Source organism: Microbacterium sp. NPDC087591 (assembly GCF_044743625.1).
Taxonomy (GTDB): domain Bacteria; phylum Actinomycetota; class Actinomycetes; order Actinomycetales; family Microbacteriaceae; genus Microbacterium.
Window position 1 is genome coordinate 51,405 of the sequence record NZ_JBIUWU010000003.1, and the last position, 14,149, is coordinate 65,553.

Consider the following 14,149-nt stretch of genomic DNA (forward strand, 5'->3'; position numbering starts at 1 on the left):
CGGACCTTCTCCTCACGTGCACGACCGAGCACGCGGCGCGGCTGAGACGATGTCGCGGAGTAGCCTCGGAGTGTGAGCGGCGCGTCGACGATCCTGAGACAGTTCGGGCCGATGGTGTACCTCCCGACCGTGCTCTTCTCCCTCGGCGAGGGCGCCGTGATCCCGCTGATCCCCGTGATCGCCGCGCGGATGGGGGCCGATGTCGCCTTCGCCGCCCTCGTGGCATCGGCACTGGTGGTCGGGCAGCTGTGCGGCAATCTGCCCGCCGGCTGGGCCGTCGCCCGCATCGACGAGCGCTTCACGATGGTGATCGCCGGGCTGGTGTCGATGGTGGCCGCCGCGGGGATGATCTTCGCCCCCTCGATCGGCGTGCTCGCGGCCTCCGTCTTCCTGCTCGGATTCTGCGCCGCCGCGTTCGGGCTCGCGCGTCATGCGTTCATGACCACCCGGGTGCCTGTGGCGTTCCGGGCCAGGGCGCTGTCGCTGCTCGGGGGCAGCTTCCGCCTGGGCATCTTCATCGGCCCGTTCGTGGCGGCAGGACTCCTGCAGCTCTTCGACGCGGAATCGGCCGCGATCTGGTTCTTCGTGGGCTGCCTGGTGCTGATGGTGCTTCTGGTGCTGTTCGGCCCGGATCCGGAGAAGGACATCCCGCCGATCACCCGCCCGTCTGCGCGGTCGTTCATCGAGGACTCCGGCGAGCCGGTGAGCGGTGCGATCCCGACCGTCGAACGCGCAGGCATCTTCCGCACCATGTGGCGGCAGCGTGCCGTGCTCGGCCGGCTCGGACTCGCGGCGGCGTCGCTCTCGGCGGTGCGGTCGGCGCGCCAGGTCGTGCTCCCGCTGTGGGGGCTGTCGCTCGGGCTGGATGCCTCCACGATCGCCCTGGTGGTCGGAGTGTCCGGTGCGATCGACTTCGCCCTGTTCTACGCCAGCGGACAGGTGATGGATCGGTTCGGACGCCTCTGGGCCGCGATGCCGGCCATGGTGCTGATGGCCGCCGCGTTCCTCGCCCTCTCCTTCACGCACGACGGTGATGGGGCCGTGCTCTGGTACGGCATGTTCGCGGCGATGCTCGGCGTCGGCAACGGACTCTCCAGCGGCATCCTGCTCACGCTCGGCGCCGACGTCGCTCCCAAGCGCGACCCCGCGCCGTTCCTGGGGTCGTGGCGGACGCTGACGGATGCCGGCGGTGCGATCGCCCCGCTGCTGATCTCCGGGATCATCGCGATCGCCTCGCTGCCGATCGCCGCCGCTGCCATGGGCGTCGTCGGGCTGCTCGGGGCCGCGGGGTTCCTGCGGTGGATCCCCCGCTTCGTGCCGCGGCCGAAGCCCGGCATCGACGCGGGCTGAGCGCGCCGACAGGACGACGGCGTTGCGATGACCTCGTCCTGCTGAGAGAGTGGCAGTTCAAGGAGGCCGACCATGGAGCCACACCAGCAGGAATTCAGTCAGATGCCCGGCATCAACGACAATCCTCTCGGCGCCTCCTTCCGCCAGCTCTCCGAAGAGGACACGAAGCCGCGTGCGATGCTCTGGTCGTCGATCAGTGTCGGGCTGCTCGTCGTGGCGGTCGGTGTGTACTTCCTCGGCGATTGGCTCGGTTGGTTCTGAGCGGAGCCGCATCCCGCTCGACGCCCCGTCACCGCAGCGCCGTGCGGCTCGTGGCGGTGGCCTCCAACGGAACCCCGTCCGGGACGAAGGGCGCGAACAGCGGCGGATGCCACGGCGCTGCCAGAGTCACGCGGGCGGAGACGCCGTCCGGGGTGTCTGCGGCGACGAGACTCGCATCGCCGGGCAACACGGCGATCAGCGCCACGGCCTGCTCTCGCACCCCGGCGTCGGTCAGCTCGGCCCGCACGCTCTCCCCCTCGACCACCAGCGTGAAGCCGTCGGCTCCGGCGAGCGCGGCGGCATCGGCGACGGCATCCAGTCTCTTCTGCGCGATGTAGAGATCGGTGGCGCAGACACAGACGAAGAGCAGCGCCAGAGCGAGGAGCACGTACCCGAGGGTGAGCAGCAGCACGCTGCCCTCCTCTCCCCCGCTCTCGGCCCTCGCCGGCTCTGGAATCCTCACTGCGCGCCCCACAGCCGTGACACCTTCTGCACCGCCGACGCCTCCACCGGGATCGACAGCGCGCGGTCGAGTCCGAACACGGCAGGGACGAACGGGAGCCTGACCCGGGTGCCGATCGTCACGGTGACCGTGGTTCCCGACGACGGGCAGTCCGCACCCGCCGGCTCGCACACCACTGAGGCCAGCACGCCGTCCGGATCGAGTCCGTACTCCTCGGTGATCCCCTCCAGCACCGCATCCCCGCGGACGGCAGCACTGTCGGCATCCGACGCCAGTGCGATCACCCGCGCGGTGTGCCGCGCGGCAGCCTCGGCGCCGAGCGTCTGCTCCTGGATCACACCGAGCACGATCACCAGATAGACGAGAGGCACCAGCAGGATCACTCCGACCGTGATGAACTCCAGCGCCGCAGACCCGTCGTCATTCGTCGCCCAGGCTCTCCTCCGGCGCATGCGCCTCGACCTCCAATCCGTAGGGGATACCGAGCAGCCCGATCACCGGCAGGGTCGTGCGCACCCGCACGTCGATCGTGGCTTGCCCCTGCGCATCAGAGCGCTGGACGCTGATCTCCTCGGCATACTCCGCTCCGACGGCTCGCGTGATGGCGATCCGGGTGCGCTCCGCTCCGTCCGCAAGAGTCGTATCGGCGAGCGCCGCGTAATACGCGCCCTCGACAGCCGAGTCGTGCACAACATTGCGCACGTAGACAGCAACCGCAAGCTGCAGCACCGCGAGCGTGAGCACCGTGAGCAGCGTTCCCACGAGGAGGAACTCCACCGGACTCGACCCGCGGTCGTCGGAGAACGCGCGACGAACGCTCACCTCAGAGCCCGGAGACCCGTTGGATGGCCTGCTCGAACAGGGCCGACAATGCCGGCCCTGCGACCGCCCAGATCAGCACAACGAGGCCCGCAGTCATGAGAGTCACGAGCACCCATCCGGGCACGTCACCGCGCTCATCTTCGGCAAGGTCGCGCAGCCGGGCAATCGCATCCGTCCGCCAGCGTCGAAGGGTCGTCATGGTCTTCCTTTCTCGGAGCGGTCAGCTGATGCCGAGCCGCAAGATGAACAGGCCGGGGTAGATCGCGAACAGGACCGACAGCGGCAGGATGAGGAACACCAGCGGCAGGAGCATCAGGATCTCCTTGCGTCCGGCCTGCTCGATGAGCGTGCGCTTCGCGTCCTCCCGCGCATCTCCGGCCTGGGCGTGCAACACCCCGGCCAATGGTGCTCCGCGCTCGAGGGCCGCGATCACCTGGTCGACCGCGCGCGTCAGCCCTGGCAGCTGCAACCGGGTGGCCATCGCGGCGAGCGCCTCCGCGAGCGGCGATCCGGTGTTCACCGCGAGCACCACCTGGCGCAGCTCGCCGGTCAGCTCCCCCGATCCGACTGTGGTCACTCGGCGCAGCGAATCGAGGAAGCCCTCGCCCGCGGAAAGGCAGAGCGACAGGAACTCCAGCATCGTCGGCAGCTCCTCCGTCAGCCGAGCACGACGTGAGGCGACGTGTGCCGAGAGCTGCATGTCGTACGCGACGCCGGCGAGCGCTCCGGCCAGCAGAGGCATCACCGCGATCGGGGCGGTCATCCGGTCGGCGAGCACGAGGACGATCAGCACGATCGCTCCCAGTGCGATCCCCGCCAGCATCCAGCCGAGCTGTCTGCCGCGGAAAGCGGACGGGTCGATCGGCGAGCCCGCCTGCGCGAGCCGCTGTCGGAGCGCATCGCCACCGCCGACCAGACGCTCGAACGCGCCCTGTGCCCGTTGCCAGAGCGTGCGACCACCGACCGGCAGCACGCCCGCGGTCGGGAGGATGCCACGCGGCAGGTCCTCGTCAGCGACCACATCGCGGACGTAGGGGGCGATGCGCACCGCGAGCGACGGCGCCCGCCACCGTGGCAGCGCCGACAGCAGAGCCAACACACCCCCACCGAACGCTCCGCCGAGCAGCACCGCGTTCGCGACTGCCGTGACGCCGTTCATCCGAACCACCGCCGCGGCTCGGGCAGTCGGCCGATGCGGATCATGATGCGGAACGCCACCACCGACACGACGGCCCCGATGCAGATGACGAGCACCCCCTCCGGCGTGCCGTACGCAGAGGCACCTTCCGGGCGCATCACGAGCAGCCCCAGGATGACCCACGGCGCCACCGCCCCCAGCACGGCGGCACCCCGGATCCACGACTGACGCGCCTCCACCTCACCGCGTAGCGCGGCATCGGCGCGCACCGATGCCGACAGCGCCCGCAGCACCGTGGTGAGTTCCGTCCCACCGACCTGGCGTGCCATCCGCAGGGTCTCCACGATGCGGTCGCCGATCGGATCGGCGAGAGCGACCTTGAGTCGATCGAGACTCGCCTCGAATCGGCCCGTCGCCTGCAGATCGCGAGCGAACACAGCGAAAGCGGGCCTCAGCAGCACGGGCGCGGAGGTGCCGAGCCCCGCCACCGCGTCCGGCAGCGACAACCCCACCCTGATCGAGGCGACGAGCAGATCGCACACGTCGGGCCAGAGCTGTCGCCGGAGCCGCCGCAGACGGACCCGCCGCGCTCGCAGGTACAGCACCGGCGCTGCGGCCCCGGCGACGCCCGCGAGCAGCGCGAGGACCGGGAGGGCCGTGAGCAACCACACCACCGAGGCGGCGACCGATGCCCCAGCGACGATCGCGCTCACGACGGCGCGCCGCCCGAGTGCGGCGAGCCCGGCCTCCTCCTGCAGACGCGTGAGGCGACCGCTCCGCGGGGCTGTGTCCACGCGCTCCCGCGGCGGCCACATCCAGGGCGAGATGCCCAGGAGCACGCCGGCGGCGAGAAGAGCACCGAGCAGCAGCGTCACGACATGACCCCGGAACGCCGCAGCGCCGCAGAGCGCCGTTCGATGGCGACCGCGGCCTGCGCAGCCGGATAGACCGATCGGGTGACGATGCGCCCGTCTCTGACTTCACCGGTCGGCGCGATCACCTCCTGCACACGGCGGTGCCCAGCCGCATCCCGCTCGCAGTGCACCACGAGTCCGACCGCCGCGGCGAGCGTGGGCGCGACGAACGCGCGATCGATGTTGCGTCCCGCCAACAGGGGCAGGATCGTCAGCTTCTCGAGCGCCTCTGCCGCCGAGTTCGCGTGCACCGTCCCCGCTCCCGGCACGCCTGTGTTGAGCGCGAGGATCAGGTCGAGGGCTTCCGCATCTCGCACCTCGCCGACCACCAGCCGGTCCGGCCGCATGCGCAGAGCCTCCTTCACCAGTCGGCGCAGTGTGATCTCGCCTGTGCCCTCCAGGCTCGCCTGCCGCCCCTGCAAGGCGACCACATCCGGACCGGTGACAGCGAGCTCGAACGTCTCCTCGACCGTGATGATGCGCTGGCGGTCGGCGCACGAGTCCAGGAGCGCACCGAGCAGCGTGGTCTTGCCGGCATGCGTGGCGCCGGACACGATCACGCTCACCCCGTCACGCATCGCCGTCCGCAGCAGCGTCGCCAGCGACCGCGGCATCGATCCTTGCGCGGTGAGCGCGTCCAGCGAGCGGTACTTCGGCAGGAACTTCCTGATGTTCACGGCCCAGGAGCCCCGCACGACGTCGGCGATCGCGACGTGCAGGCGCGATCCGTCCGGAAGCGAGGCATCGACGAACGGCTGACTGATGTCGACGCGGCGGCCGGTCGACTGCAGCATCCGCTCCACGAGGTCGCGCATCGTCGCTTCCGTCAGGCGCAGCTCGATCCGCTCCGCGACCCCACCGCGGGCGACGTGCACGTGCGCGGGGCCGTTCAGCCAGATCTCCTCGATCTCGGGATCGTCGAGCAGCGGCTGCAGTGCGCCGAAGCCGCTCACCGACGCGAGCACATCCCGCACGCAGGACGCCTCGTCGTCGATCAGCGGTTCGCCGCGCGAGAGCGCCAGATCGTTGTGGCGACGCACCTCCGCGACCGCGACGCGACGCACAGCCTCAGGATCGACCGAAGGATCGCTGCTCTCCGCGCGCAACCGCAGTCGGACGCGCTCGGCGACGATGACGGAGGGCTGATTCACCCGTGCATCCTCGCAAGAATCCCGCCCCCGGCTCCGAAGTTATCCACATGCGGCAGATGACGCGCGCGACGGCGCGCAACTGCGGGCTGATCCCCAGAATGTCGTTTCCTCCGATCAGTAGACTGATTCCACCGCGCGGGAGTGGTGAAATTGGCAGACACGCAGGATTTAGGTTCCTGTGCCCTAGGGCGTGTGGGTTCAAGTCCCACCTTCCGCACTGATCGATCGCACCGTACGCGCTCGACCTCTTGACCGCCGCACACATCTCACGACGGGAAACCCATGCACCACGCCGCTCTCATCCCCTGGCTCGACCCCGCGATGATCATCGGCAACGCCGGCCCCTGGGCTCTGCTCGTGGTGTGCTTCATCGTGTTCGCCGAGACGGGGCTGCTGGTCGGATTCCTGCTGCCGGGCGACACACTGCTCGTGATCGCCGGGCTGCTGTCGCACCCGATCGCCGGATCGGAGCACGGCGTCTTCGGCATCAACGTGTGGTTCGTGGCGCTGTTGATCGGTCTCTCGGCCTTCATCGGTGGAGAAGTCGGCTACGTCATCGGCCACAAGGGCGGTCCCGCCGTCTTCGAGCGCAAGGAATCCGGGCTGTTCAGCAAGAAGAACGTCGAGCGCACGAACGCGTTCTTCGAGCGCTTCGGCGGCATCACGGTCATCCTGGCCCGCTTCGTGCCGATCGTGCGCACCTTCGCCCCCGTCGCCGCGGGCGTCGGCCACATGCCGTGGCGCCGGTACACGCTCTACAACCTCATCGGAGCGATCCTCTGGGGCTTCGGTCTGACGATGTTCGGCTATGCCATCGGGTTCATCCCCCCGGTCGCCCACTTCGTCGAGAGCTACATCGACCTGATCCTGCTCGCCGCTGTCGGCGGCACGGCGCTGGTCACCCTGTGGCACTACCTGTCCGAGCGCCACAAGGCCAAGAAGGCCGCTGCCGCCGGTGAAGATGTCGTCACCGACGCCACCGAGGCAGAGGAGCTCGTGCTCGACGCCGAGGTGTTCGACCGCGCTCCCGACCTCGACGGCGACGGCAAGCACTGATCGCCGCCGGGTCCTCGTCGCGACGAGGCCCGGGGATCAGCCGGCGTTCTGCGCCCGCTGCTCCTTCGACTTCGCCACGCTCGCGCGCAGTGCTTCCATGAGGTCGATGACCTCGCCGCTCTGGGCGTCCGAGTCCTTCTCGCCGAAGGTGTCGGAGACGTCGAACGTGTCGCCCGCCTCGATCTTGGCGTCGATGAGTGTGCGCAGCTCCTTCTGGTACTCGTCGACGAACTCCTCCGCGTCGAAGTCCGACGAGTAGCTCTCCACGAGGGATGCCGACAGCTCCAGTTCCTTCTTCGAGATGCGCACGTCCTCATCCAATGCCGGGAACTCCGCCTCGCGCACCTCGTCGGCCCACAGCAGCGTCTGCAGCACCAGCACCTTGCCGCGCACCCGCAGCGCGGCAAGCCGGGTCTTCTGCCGCAGCGTGAACCGCACGATCGCGGTGCGGTCGGTCTGCTCGAGCGTCTTGCGCAGCAACACGTACGCCTTGGGCGACTTCGAGTCGGGCTCGAGGTAGTACGGCTTGTCGAGCGTGAGCAGATCGACCTGATCCGACGGCACGAACTCGACCACGTCGATCTCACGGCTCTTCTCCGCGGGCAGAGCCGCCAGATCGTCCTTGGTGAGCACGACGGTCTGGCCCTCGTCGACATAGGCCTTGTCGATGTCCGCGAAGGCGACGGTCTCTCCGCACACCTCGCACGTGCGCTGGTACCGGATGCGTCCGCCGTCCTTCTCGTGCACCTGATGCAGCGACACGTCGTGGTCCTCGGTGGCGGAGTACACCTTCACCGGCACGTTGACGAGCCCGAATGTCAGCGCGCCCTTCCAGATCGTCCTCATGTGACAAGTAGACACCAGCCGCGCCCACGGCGGCTAGCCCCGGCCGACGCTCCGCGCCGCTAGCCTGGCGTCATGGCGACCGACGGGCAGATCGTGCAGATCGACGGCCGTCGCCTGCGCATCACCAACCTCGACAAGGTCGTCTACCCCGAGACGGGTACCACCAAGGGCGAGATCATCGCCTACTACTCGACGATCGCCCCGCAGCTCCTGCCCCTGCTCGCCGGGCGCCCCGTCACACGCAAGCGCTGGGTGGAGGGTGTGGGCACGACGGATGCCCCCGCCGACGCGTTCTTCACGAAACAGCTCGAGCGCGGAGCTCCCGAGTGGATTCCGCGCCAGGAGATCCAGCACTCCGACGGCGCCAAGGAGTACCCGCTCGTGCAGGATGTGCCGACGCTCGTGTGGCTCGCTCAGGTCGCCGCGATCGAGCTGCATGTGCCGCAGTGGAGATTCACCGCCGAGGGGCTGCCGGGCCGGCCCGACCGCCTCGTGCTCGACCTCGATCCCGGGCCAGGCGTCGATCTGGCGCAGTGCGCGGCGGTCGCCCGCATCGCCCGCGGCATCCTCACCGGAATGGGCCTGGACCCGCTGCCGGTGACGAGCGGATCCAAGGGCATCCACCTCTACGCGGCACTGCCCGGTGAGCAGACCAGCGACGAGATCTCCGCCGTCGTGAAGGAGCTCGCCCGGCTCATCGAGAACGAGCACCCCGACCTGGCGACCGCGACGATGTCGAAGGCGGTGCGGGGCGGCCGCGTGTTTTTGGACTGGAGTCAGAACAACGGCAAGAAGACCACCATCTCACCGTACTCGCTGCGGGGCCGCGCACGACCCTGGGTCGCTGCTCCCCGCACGTGGGAAGAGCTCGACGACCCCGATCTCGCCCAGCTCGACCTCGACGCCGTGCTCGCGCGCGCCGAGGCCGGCATCGATCCGCTGGTCAGCCTGCGCGGCACGGCTCTCCCCGCGGCGCCCGTCGCGCCCCGTCATCCACACCGCCACCCCCGAGCATCAGCGGCGCCAGCAGCGGCAGCGGCGTCCGATGCGCAGAAGCCCACACTGTCGCCGATGCTCGCCGAGAACGGCACCCCGGCTCTCGCCCGGAGCCTGAGCACCCCGTCGTGGGTGGAGGTGAAGTGGGATGGCATCCGCGCCGTCGGCACCTGGTCGAACGGGCGGATGCTGCTGCATGCCCGCAGCGGCATCGACATCACGGCGCGGTATCCCGAGCTCACCGCGGACGGCGCACCGTTCCTGCCCGCTTCGGATGCGGTCGTCGACGGGGAGATCGTCGCGTTCGACGGTCACGGTCGGCCGAGCTTCTCGTCGCTGCAGAACCGGATGCACCTGACGCGTCCGCGGGAGATCGAGCGTGAGGTCGTGCGCACACCGATCGTGTACCTGCTCTTCGATCTGCTCCGCCTCGACGGTCACGACCTCACCGACATGCCGCTCCGAGAGCGGCGCACGCTGCTGCACGACCTGGCCGAAGGCCTCGAAGCCCCGGTGCAGGTCCCTCCGGTCTTCGATGACGTCGACGACGCTCTCGCCGCGAGCAGGGAGTTCGGACTCGAAGGCGTCGTGGCCAAGGATCCGTCCTCGCGGTACCGTCCGGGGCAGCGCTCCCCATCGTGGCTCAAGCTGAAGCACACGCTCATGCAGGAAGCGGTGATCGTCGGGATCCGCCCCGGCAAGGGCGACCGCGAGAGCACTCTCGGTTCGCTCCTCCTGGCGGTCCCCGATACGGCGGGCGGAGCACTGCGCTACGTCGGACGCGTGGGCACCGGATTCACCGAGCGCGCGCTTCGCGACCTGCTGATGCGCCTGGAGCCGCTGCGGGTCGACTCGGCTCCGCTGGACGGGGTCCCGGCGCTCGACGCCTCGGATGCGCTCTGGGTGCGGCCGGAACTGGTCGGCGAGGTGGAGTTCGCGAACTGGACACCCGATGGCGTGCTGCGTCACGCGCGCTGGCGAGGCCTTCGCCCCGACAAGCTTCCGGGAGACGTGGTGCGCGAATCCTGAGAGCGGTCAGGCGTGATGCGGTTCGCAGTCCGACTGCTCGGCCGGCTCGATCTGGAACGTGGAGTGCTCCACGTCGAAGTGCTCGGCGAGGCACGACTGCAGGTCGGAGAGCAGCTTCGCCGAACGCCCGTCCGCCAGATACGCCGGATCGACGCTGACGTGCGCGCTGAACACGGGCGCGCCGCGCGTGAGCTGCCACACGTGCACGTCATGCACACCGGTGACGCCTTCGTAGTCCAGCAGGTGCTGTCGGATGTCGCTCACCGCCGTGCCCTTCGGCGCGGACTCCGAGAGCACCGAGAACACCTCGCGGAGCAGCGAGATGGCCCGCGGGATGATCATCAACGCGATGAACATCGAGGCGATGGCATCCGCCGGCATCCATCCGGTCGCGACGATCACGATGGCCGCCACGATCACAGCGGCCGAGCCGATCAGGTCGCCCATGACCTCCAGATACGCGCCGCGTACGTTGATGCTGGTGCGCTGTGCGCGGCTCAGCAGCCACATCGAGACACCGTTCGCGAGGAGCCCGACCACAGCGACCGCGAGCATCAGCGGACCGGCGACCTCGACGTCGCTCGGGTTCACCAGACGACCGATCGCTTCCACGCCGACCCACCCGGCGAGGAGGATCAGGATCACGGCGTTGATCAGCGCCCCGAACACCTCGGCGCGCTGGTATCCGAACGTGCGGCGGTCGTCGGCCGGACGCGCCGCGACCGCCGCCGCGATGAGCGCGATGACGAGAGCGGAGGCGTCGGTGAACATGTGCGCGGCATCGGCCAGCAGCGCGAGCGAGCCGGTCAGGATCGCGCCGACGACCTGTACGACCATGATGGTCGCGGTCAGGCAGAGCGAGATCGTCAGCAGGCGGCGATGGCCTGCCGAACGGATGCCGCCGGCAGCGGGAGCGTGATCGTGCATTTCTTCAGGCTAGACCGGGAATCCCTGTCGAGAGGCTGATTTCCGCTAGTCGGGAAGGGTAACGAGAACCAGTCTCAGCAGTAGGGCGAGCCGCTTTGCCGCGCGGTCCGAAGTTGACCTCGCGCCGTCGAGAGGACAGGGTGAGCGGATGAGCAACTTCAGCGATGACCTCAAGAGCTGGGCCGCCCGACATGCCTCCGCGTCCGCGGACGAGCAGGTGCTGCACGCCTATGCAGCGGAGAACCCCGCGCCCGAGGGCCAGGAGTGGTTCATCTCCGGGCAGACGACGAAGGGCGATGAGCCGACGTATCAGTTCGACCTTCGGCCGGTCACGGACGCGAGTAGCTGAGCACGGCGCAGCCGTTGTCGAAGGAGCGGACCTCCTCCAGCGCGAACAGCGTCGGCGCGAAGCCGTGGCGGGTCATCGGGATGCCGGAGCCGGCGATGACCGGGTACTTCTTCACGATCAGACGATCGATCTCGTCGAGCAGCACGCCGGCGAGACCCGCACCTCCGGCGAGATAGATGCCGAGGCCGCTCTCCGCCTTGAGCTCCCGCACGCGGCGCACCGGATCCGTGCGGACGATCTCGACATTCGGCTCGCCGGGATCGGCCAGGGTCGTGCTGCACACGAGGGTGCGCAGCTGTGCGTACGGATCCGTGATGCCGAACCGCAGTGCCGGCTCGTAGGTGCGACGTCCCATGATCACCGTGTCGAACCGCGTGACGGGGGCGTCCGCTCCTCCGCGCGCCGCCCGCACGTGCGTGGGCTGGACGTCGGCGAGCTCGGTGCCGAGCGTCTCCTCGAACGCCGGCGTGAGCGGGTAGAAGTCGACTTCATCCTCGGGCCCGGCGATGAAGCCGTCGAGCGTGACTCCGATGTAATAGGTGAGCTCTCGCATGCCACACACGATAACCACTACGCATGAAGTACGTCAAGCGTAGTGGTTAGGGTTCGAACCTCAGAGTGTGGCAAGCAGCGGCAGGAGCGCCGCGAAAGCCCGGGCGCGATGCGACTGCGCCTGCTTCTCCTCTGCGGTGAAGTCTCCGACCGTGCGCTCGTCGCCCGCGTCCTGGCCGTCCGGGATGAAGATCGGGTCGTAACCGAAACCGCCGCCCCCGGACGCCGTGTGCGCGAGGCGTCCCGGCCAGTCACCGACGACGACGTGCTCCTGCCCCTCGGGCGTGACGAGAGCGATCGTCGAGGTGAAGTGCGCCGTGCGATGGGGATCGTCGATGTCGCGCAGCTGGTCGAGCAGCAGCGCGAGGTTCGCCGCCGCGTCCTTGCGTTGTCCCGCCCAGTACGCCGAGAAGACCCCGGGAGAACCGCCGAGGACGTCGACGCAGATCCCGGAGTCGTCGGCCAGCGCCGCCAGGCCCGTGTGGGCGGATGCGGCACGCGCCTTCAGGAGTGCGTTGTCCGCGAAGGTGACACCGTCCTCGACCGGCTCAGGGCCGTCATAGGCGACGACCTCCAGGTCAGGACGCGCCTGCGCCACGATCTGCTGGAACTCCGCGACCTTGTGCGGATTGTGCGTCGCGAGGACGACCTTCATCACTCGCCCGCCAGCGCCGCCGTCTGCAGGTCCTTCAGCGTCGCGCAGCCGGCGACGCCGAGGTCGAGCAGGGCATCCAGCTCGCGCTTGTCGAACGGCGCACCCTCCGCCGTCCCTTGCACCTCGACGAACAGGCCACGGCCCGTCACGACGACGTTCATGTCGGTCTCCGCGCGCACGTCCTCGACGTATGCGAGATCGAGCATGGGCTCACCGTCGATGATGCCGACCGAGACCGCGGCGACCGAGTCGAGCAGCGGAGTGGAGTTCTTGCCGATGAACTTCTTGGCCCGACCCCACTCGATGGCGTCGGCGAGCGCGACGTACGCGCCGGTGATCGCCGCGGTGCGGGTGCCTCCGTCGGCCTGCAGCACGTCGCAGTCGATGACGATGGTGTTCTCGCCCAGGGCCTTGGTGTCGACGACCGCACGCAGGGCGCGACCGATCAGGCGCGAGATCTCATGCGTACGGCCGCCGATGCGTCCTTTGACGCTCTCACGGTCGTTACGGCTGTTCGTGGCCCGCGGGAGCATGGCGTACTCCGCGGTCACCCATCCCTTACCCTTGCCCGTCAGCCAGCGCGGAACGCCGTTGGTGAAGGATGCCGTGCACAGCACCTTCGTGCCGCCGAAGCTGATCAGAGCCGATCCCTCGGCCTGTGCGCTCCATCCGCGCTCGATGGTGATCTCGCGGAGCTGGTCGGTGGAACGGCCGTCGGCGCGGACGATATCGGTCATGGGCTTCTTTCGGGTAGAGGTGTCGGGCCGCGTCAGTACGGCTCGGAGAGGGATTCGGGAAGGGTGATGACGCCGGTCTGCACGAGCTGCACGTCGCGGACCTCGCGGCCCATCAGACGATTGGCGAGTGCGGTGAACTCCGTGGCGGAGTCGCCCGTCGCCTCGTATACGTACGTCGCGGTCGCGTCTGGCGGGGCGAGGAGATCGCCGCGGACCAGTTGGCGGTACACGTCGCCCGCCGTCTCGTCGTCGCTGGAGACGAGGGTCACGCCCTCGCCCATCACGTAGCTGATGGCGCCGCGCAGGAACGGATAGTGCGTGCAGCCGAGCACGAGTGTGTCGACCCCCGCATCGCGCAACGGAGCCAGATACTCCTCGGCGACCGCGAGCACCTCTGGCGTCCCGGTGATGCCCGCTTCGACGAACTCGACGAAGCGCGGGCAGGCGGCGGTGAAGACCTCGAGTCGCTCGTTCACCTCGAGCATGTCCTGGTAGGCGCGCGAGCCGATCGTGCCGATCGTGCCGATGACGCCCACCCGCCCGTTGCGGGTCGTCGAGACCGCGCGCCGCACGGCCGGGCCGATGACCTCCACCACGGGGATGTCGTAGCGCTCTCTGGCATCGCGCAGCATCGCCGACGACGCCGTGTTGCAGGCGATCACGAGCATCTTGACGCCCTGATCGACCAGGGTGTCCAGCACTTCGAGCGAGTAGCGGCGCACATCGGCGATCGGCTTCGGCCCGTACGGAGAATGCGCCGTGTCGCCGATGTAGACGAACGATTCGCGGGGCAGCTGGGCGCGAATGGCACGTGCCACCGTGAGCCCGCCGACACCGGAGTCGAAGATCCCGATCGGCGCGTCGTTCATGACTCCCCAGCCTACCCGCGTCGAAGCCGCCTCG

The 14,149-nt window shown here is 69.1% G+C and carries 18 protein-coding genes and 1 tRNA gene; 6 read left to right on the forward strand and 13 right to left on the reverse strand.

Features of this window, described 5'->3' with window-relative positions; translation table 11 throughout:
- The first annotated feature begins 111 nt into the window (after positions 1–111).
- Together ACIOVG_RS14765 and ACIOVG_RS14770 are read left to right on the forward strand one after the other, a co-directional pair.
- The gene (locus tag ACIOVG_RS14765) at positions 112–1,350 is read left to right on the forward strand and encodes an MFS transporter (protein ID WP_400876407.1); all 1,239 of its coding nucleotides are present in this window, start codon (positions 112–114) and stop codon (positions 1,348–1,350) included.
- Between the two features lie 72 nt (positions 1,351–1,422).
- On the forward strand, positions 1,423–1,611 hold the full coding sequence (locus ACIOVG_RS14770) for a hypothetical protein (protein ID WP_141871340.1): 189 nt from the start codon (positions 1,423–1,425) through the stop codon (positions 1,609–1,611).
- A 28-nt stretch (positions 1,612–1,639) separates the two neighbouring features.
- On the opposite strand, the gene ACIOVG_RS14775 is transcribed toward ACIOVG_RS14770, so the two are convergent.
- Genes ACIOVG_RS14775 through ACIOVG_RS14805 form a run of 7 tightly spaced genes read right to left on the reverse strand, consistent with a single transcriptional unit; the run spans position 1,640 to position 6,099 of the window.
- The gene (locus ACIOVG_RS14775; protein ID WP_400874955.1) at positions 1,640–2,023 is read right to left on the reverse strand and encodes a hypothetical protein; all 384 of its coding nucleotides are present in this window, start codon (positions 2,021–2,023) and stop codon (positions 1,640–1,642) included.
- 47 nt (positions 2,024–2,070) lie between these two features.
- Positions 2,071–2,526 carry a TadE family protein gene (locus ACIOVG_RS14780; protein WP_400874958.1) on the reverse strand — a complete coding sequence of 152 codons (456 nt, stop codon included), beginning with the start codon at positions 2,524–2,526 and terminating at the stop codon, positions 2,071–2,073.
- On the reverse strand, positions 2,495–2,896 hold the full coding sequence (locus tag ACIOVG_RS14785) for a TadE/TadG family type IV pilus assembly protein (RefSeq protein WP_400874961.1): 402 nt from the start codon (positions 2,894–2,896) through the stop codon (positions 2,495–2,497). The genes ACIOVG_RS14780 and ACIOVG_RS14785 overlap by 32 nt, the downstream gene beginning before the upstream one ends.
- A 1-nt stretch (position 2,897) precedes the next feature.
- Positions 2,898–3,095 carry a hypothetical protein gene (locus ACIOVG_RS14790; RefSeq protein WP_247630709.1) on the reverse strand — a complete coding sequence of 66 codons (198 nt, stop codon included), beginning with the start codon at positions 3,093–3,095 and terminating at the stop codon, positions 2,898–2,900.
- A gap of 21 nt (positions 3,096–3,116) precedes the next feature.
- Complete coding sequence (locus tag ACIOVG_RS14795; protein WP_400874965.1) at positions 3,117–4,055, reverse strand: type II secretion system F family protein; 939 nt, start codon at positions 4,053–4,055, stop codon at positions 3,117–3,119.
- Complete coding sequence (locus ACIOVG_RS14800; protein ID WP_400874968.1) at positions 4,052–4,909, reverse strand: type II secretion system F family protein; 858 nt, start codon at positions 4,907–4,909, stop codon at positions 4,052–4,054. The genes ACIOVG_RS14795 and ACIOVG_RS14800 overlap by 4 nt, the downstream gene beginning before the upstream one ends.
- Positions 4,906–6,099, reverse strand: a complete 1,194-nt coding sequence (locus ACIOVG_RS14805; protein WP_400874971.1) for a CpaF family protein — start codon at positions 6,097–6,099, stop codon at positions 4,906–4,908. Before ACIOVG_RS14805 ends, ACIOVG_RS14800 begins: the two co-directional genes overlap by 4 nt.
- A 135-nt stretch (positions 6,100–6,234) precedes the next feature.
- Here ACIOVG_RS14805 and ACIOVG_RS14810 point away from each other — a divergent pair.
- Positions 6,235–6,316, forward strand: a tRNA-Leu gene (locus tag ACIOVG_RS14810).
- A gap of 65 nt (positions 6,317–6,381) precedes the next feature.
- Positions 6,382–7,155, forward strand: a complete 774-nt coding sequence (locus ACIOVG_RS14815; RefSeq protein WP_400874974.1) for a DedA family protein — start codon at positions 6,382–6,384, stop codon at positions 7,153–7,155.
- A gap of 36 nt (positions 7,156–7,191) precedes the next feature.
- Here the strand turns inward: ACIOVG_RS14815 and ACIOVG_RS14820 are convergent, their stop codons facing one another.
- The gene (locus tag ACIOVG_RS14820; RefSeq protein WP_400874976.1) at positions 7,192–8,001 is read right to left on the reverse strand and encodes a Ku protein; all 810 of its coding nucleotides are present in this window, start codon (positions 7,999–8,001) and stop codon (positions 7,192–7,194) included.
- A 72-nt stretch (positions 8,002–8,073) separates the two neighbouring features.
- Here ACIOVG_RS14820 and ligD point away from each other — a divergent pair, with 72 nt between their 5' ends.
- The gene (gene ligD / locus ACIOVG_RS14825; protein ID WP_400874978.1) at positions 8,074–10,026 is read left to right on the forward strand and encodes a non-homologous end-joining DNA ligase; all 1,953 of its coding nucleotides are present in this window, start codon (positions 8,074–8,076) and stop codon (positions 10,024–10,026) included.
- A gap of 6 nt (positions 10,027–10,032) precedes the next feature.
- Here the strand turns inward: ligD and ACIOVG_RS14830 are convergent, their stop codons facing one another.
- Positions 10,033–10,953, reverse strand: coding sequence for a cation diffusion facilitator family transporter (locus tag ACIOVG_RS14830; RefSeq protein ID WP_400874981.1), 921 nt, complete (start codon positions 10,951–10,953; stop codon positions 10,033–10,035).
- A gap of 148 nt (positions 10,954–11,101) precedes the next feature.
- On the opposite strand from ACIOVG_RS14830, the gene ACIOVG_RS14835 reads away from it, so the two are divergent.
- Complete coding sequence (locus ACIOVG_RS14835; RefSeq protein WP_400874984.1) at positions 11,102–11,302, forward strand: hypothetical protein; 201 nt, start codon at positions 11,102–11,104, stop codon at positions 11,300–11,302.
- On the opposite strand, the gene ACIOVG_RS14840 is transcribed toward ACIOVG_RS14835, so the two are convergent.
- The 4 genes from ACIOVG_RS14840 to murI are packed head-to-tail and all read right to left on the reverse strand — an operon-like array spanning position 11,283 to position 14,115.
- Positions 11,283–11,855, reverse strand: a complete 573-nt coding sequence (locus tag ACIOVG_RS14840) for a dihydrofolate reductase family protein (RefSeq protein ID WP_400874987.1) — start codon at positions 11,853–11,855, stop codon at positions 11,283–11,285. The genes ACIOVG_RS14835 and ACIOVG_RS14840 overlap by 20 nt on opposite strands.
- A 60-nt stretch (positions 11,856–11,915) precedes the next feature.
- Entirely contained in the window at positions 11,916–12,509 is a 594-nt protein-coding gene (rdgB, locus tag ACIOVG_RS14845) for an RdgB/HAM1 family non-canonical purine NTP pyrophosphatase (RefSeq protein ID WP_400876409.1), read from the reverse strand.
- Positions 12,509–13,246 carry a ribonuclease PH gene (rph, locus tag ACIOVG_RS14850; protein ID WP_400874990.1) on the reverse strand — a complete coding sequence of 246 codons (738 nt, stop codon included), beginning with the start codon at positions 13,244–13,246 and terminating at the stop codon, positions 12,509–12,511. The genes rdgB and rph overlap by 1 nt, the downstream gene beginning before the upstream one ends.
- 32 nt (positions 13,247–13,278) lie before the next feature.
- Positions 13,279–14,115 (reverse strand): glutamate racemase, encoded by an 837-nt coding sequence (gene murI, locus ACIOVG_RS14855; RefSeq protein ID WP_400874993.1) that lies wholly within the window; start codon positions 14,113–14,115, stop codon positions 13,279–13,281.
- Positions 14,116–14,149: the final 34 nt, after the last annotated feature.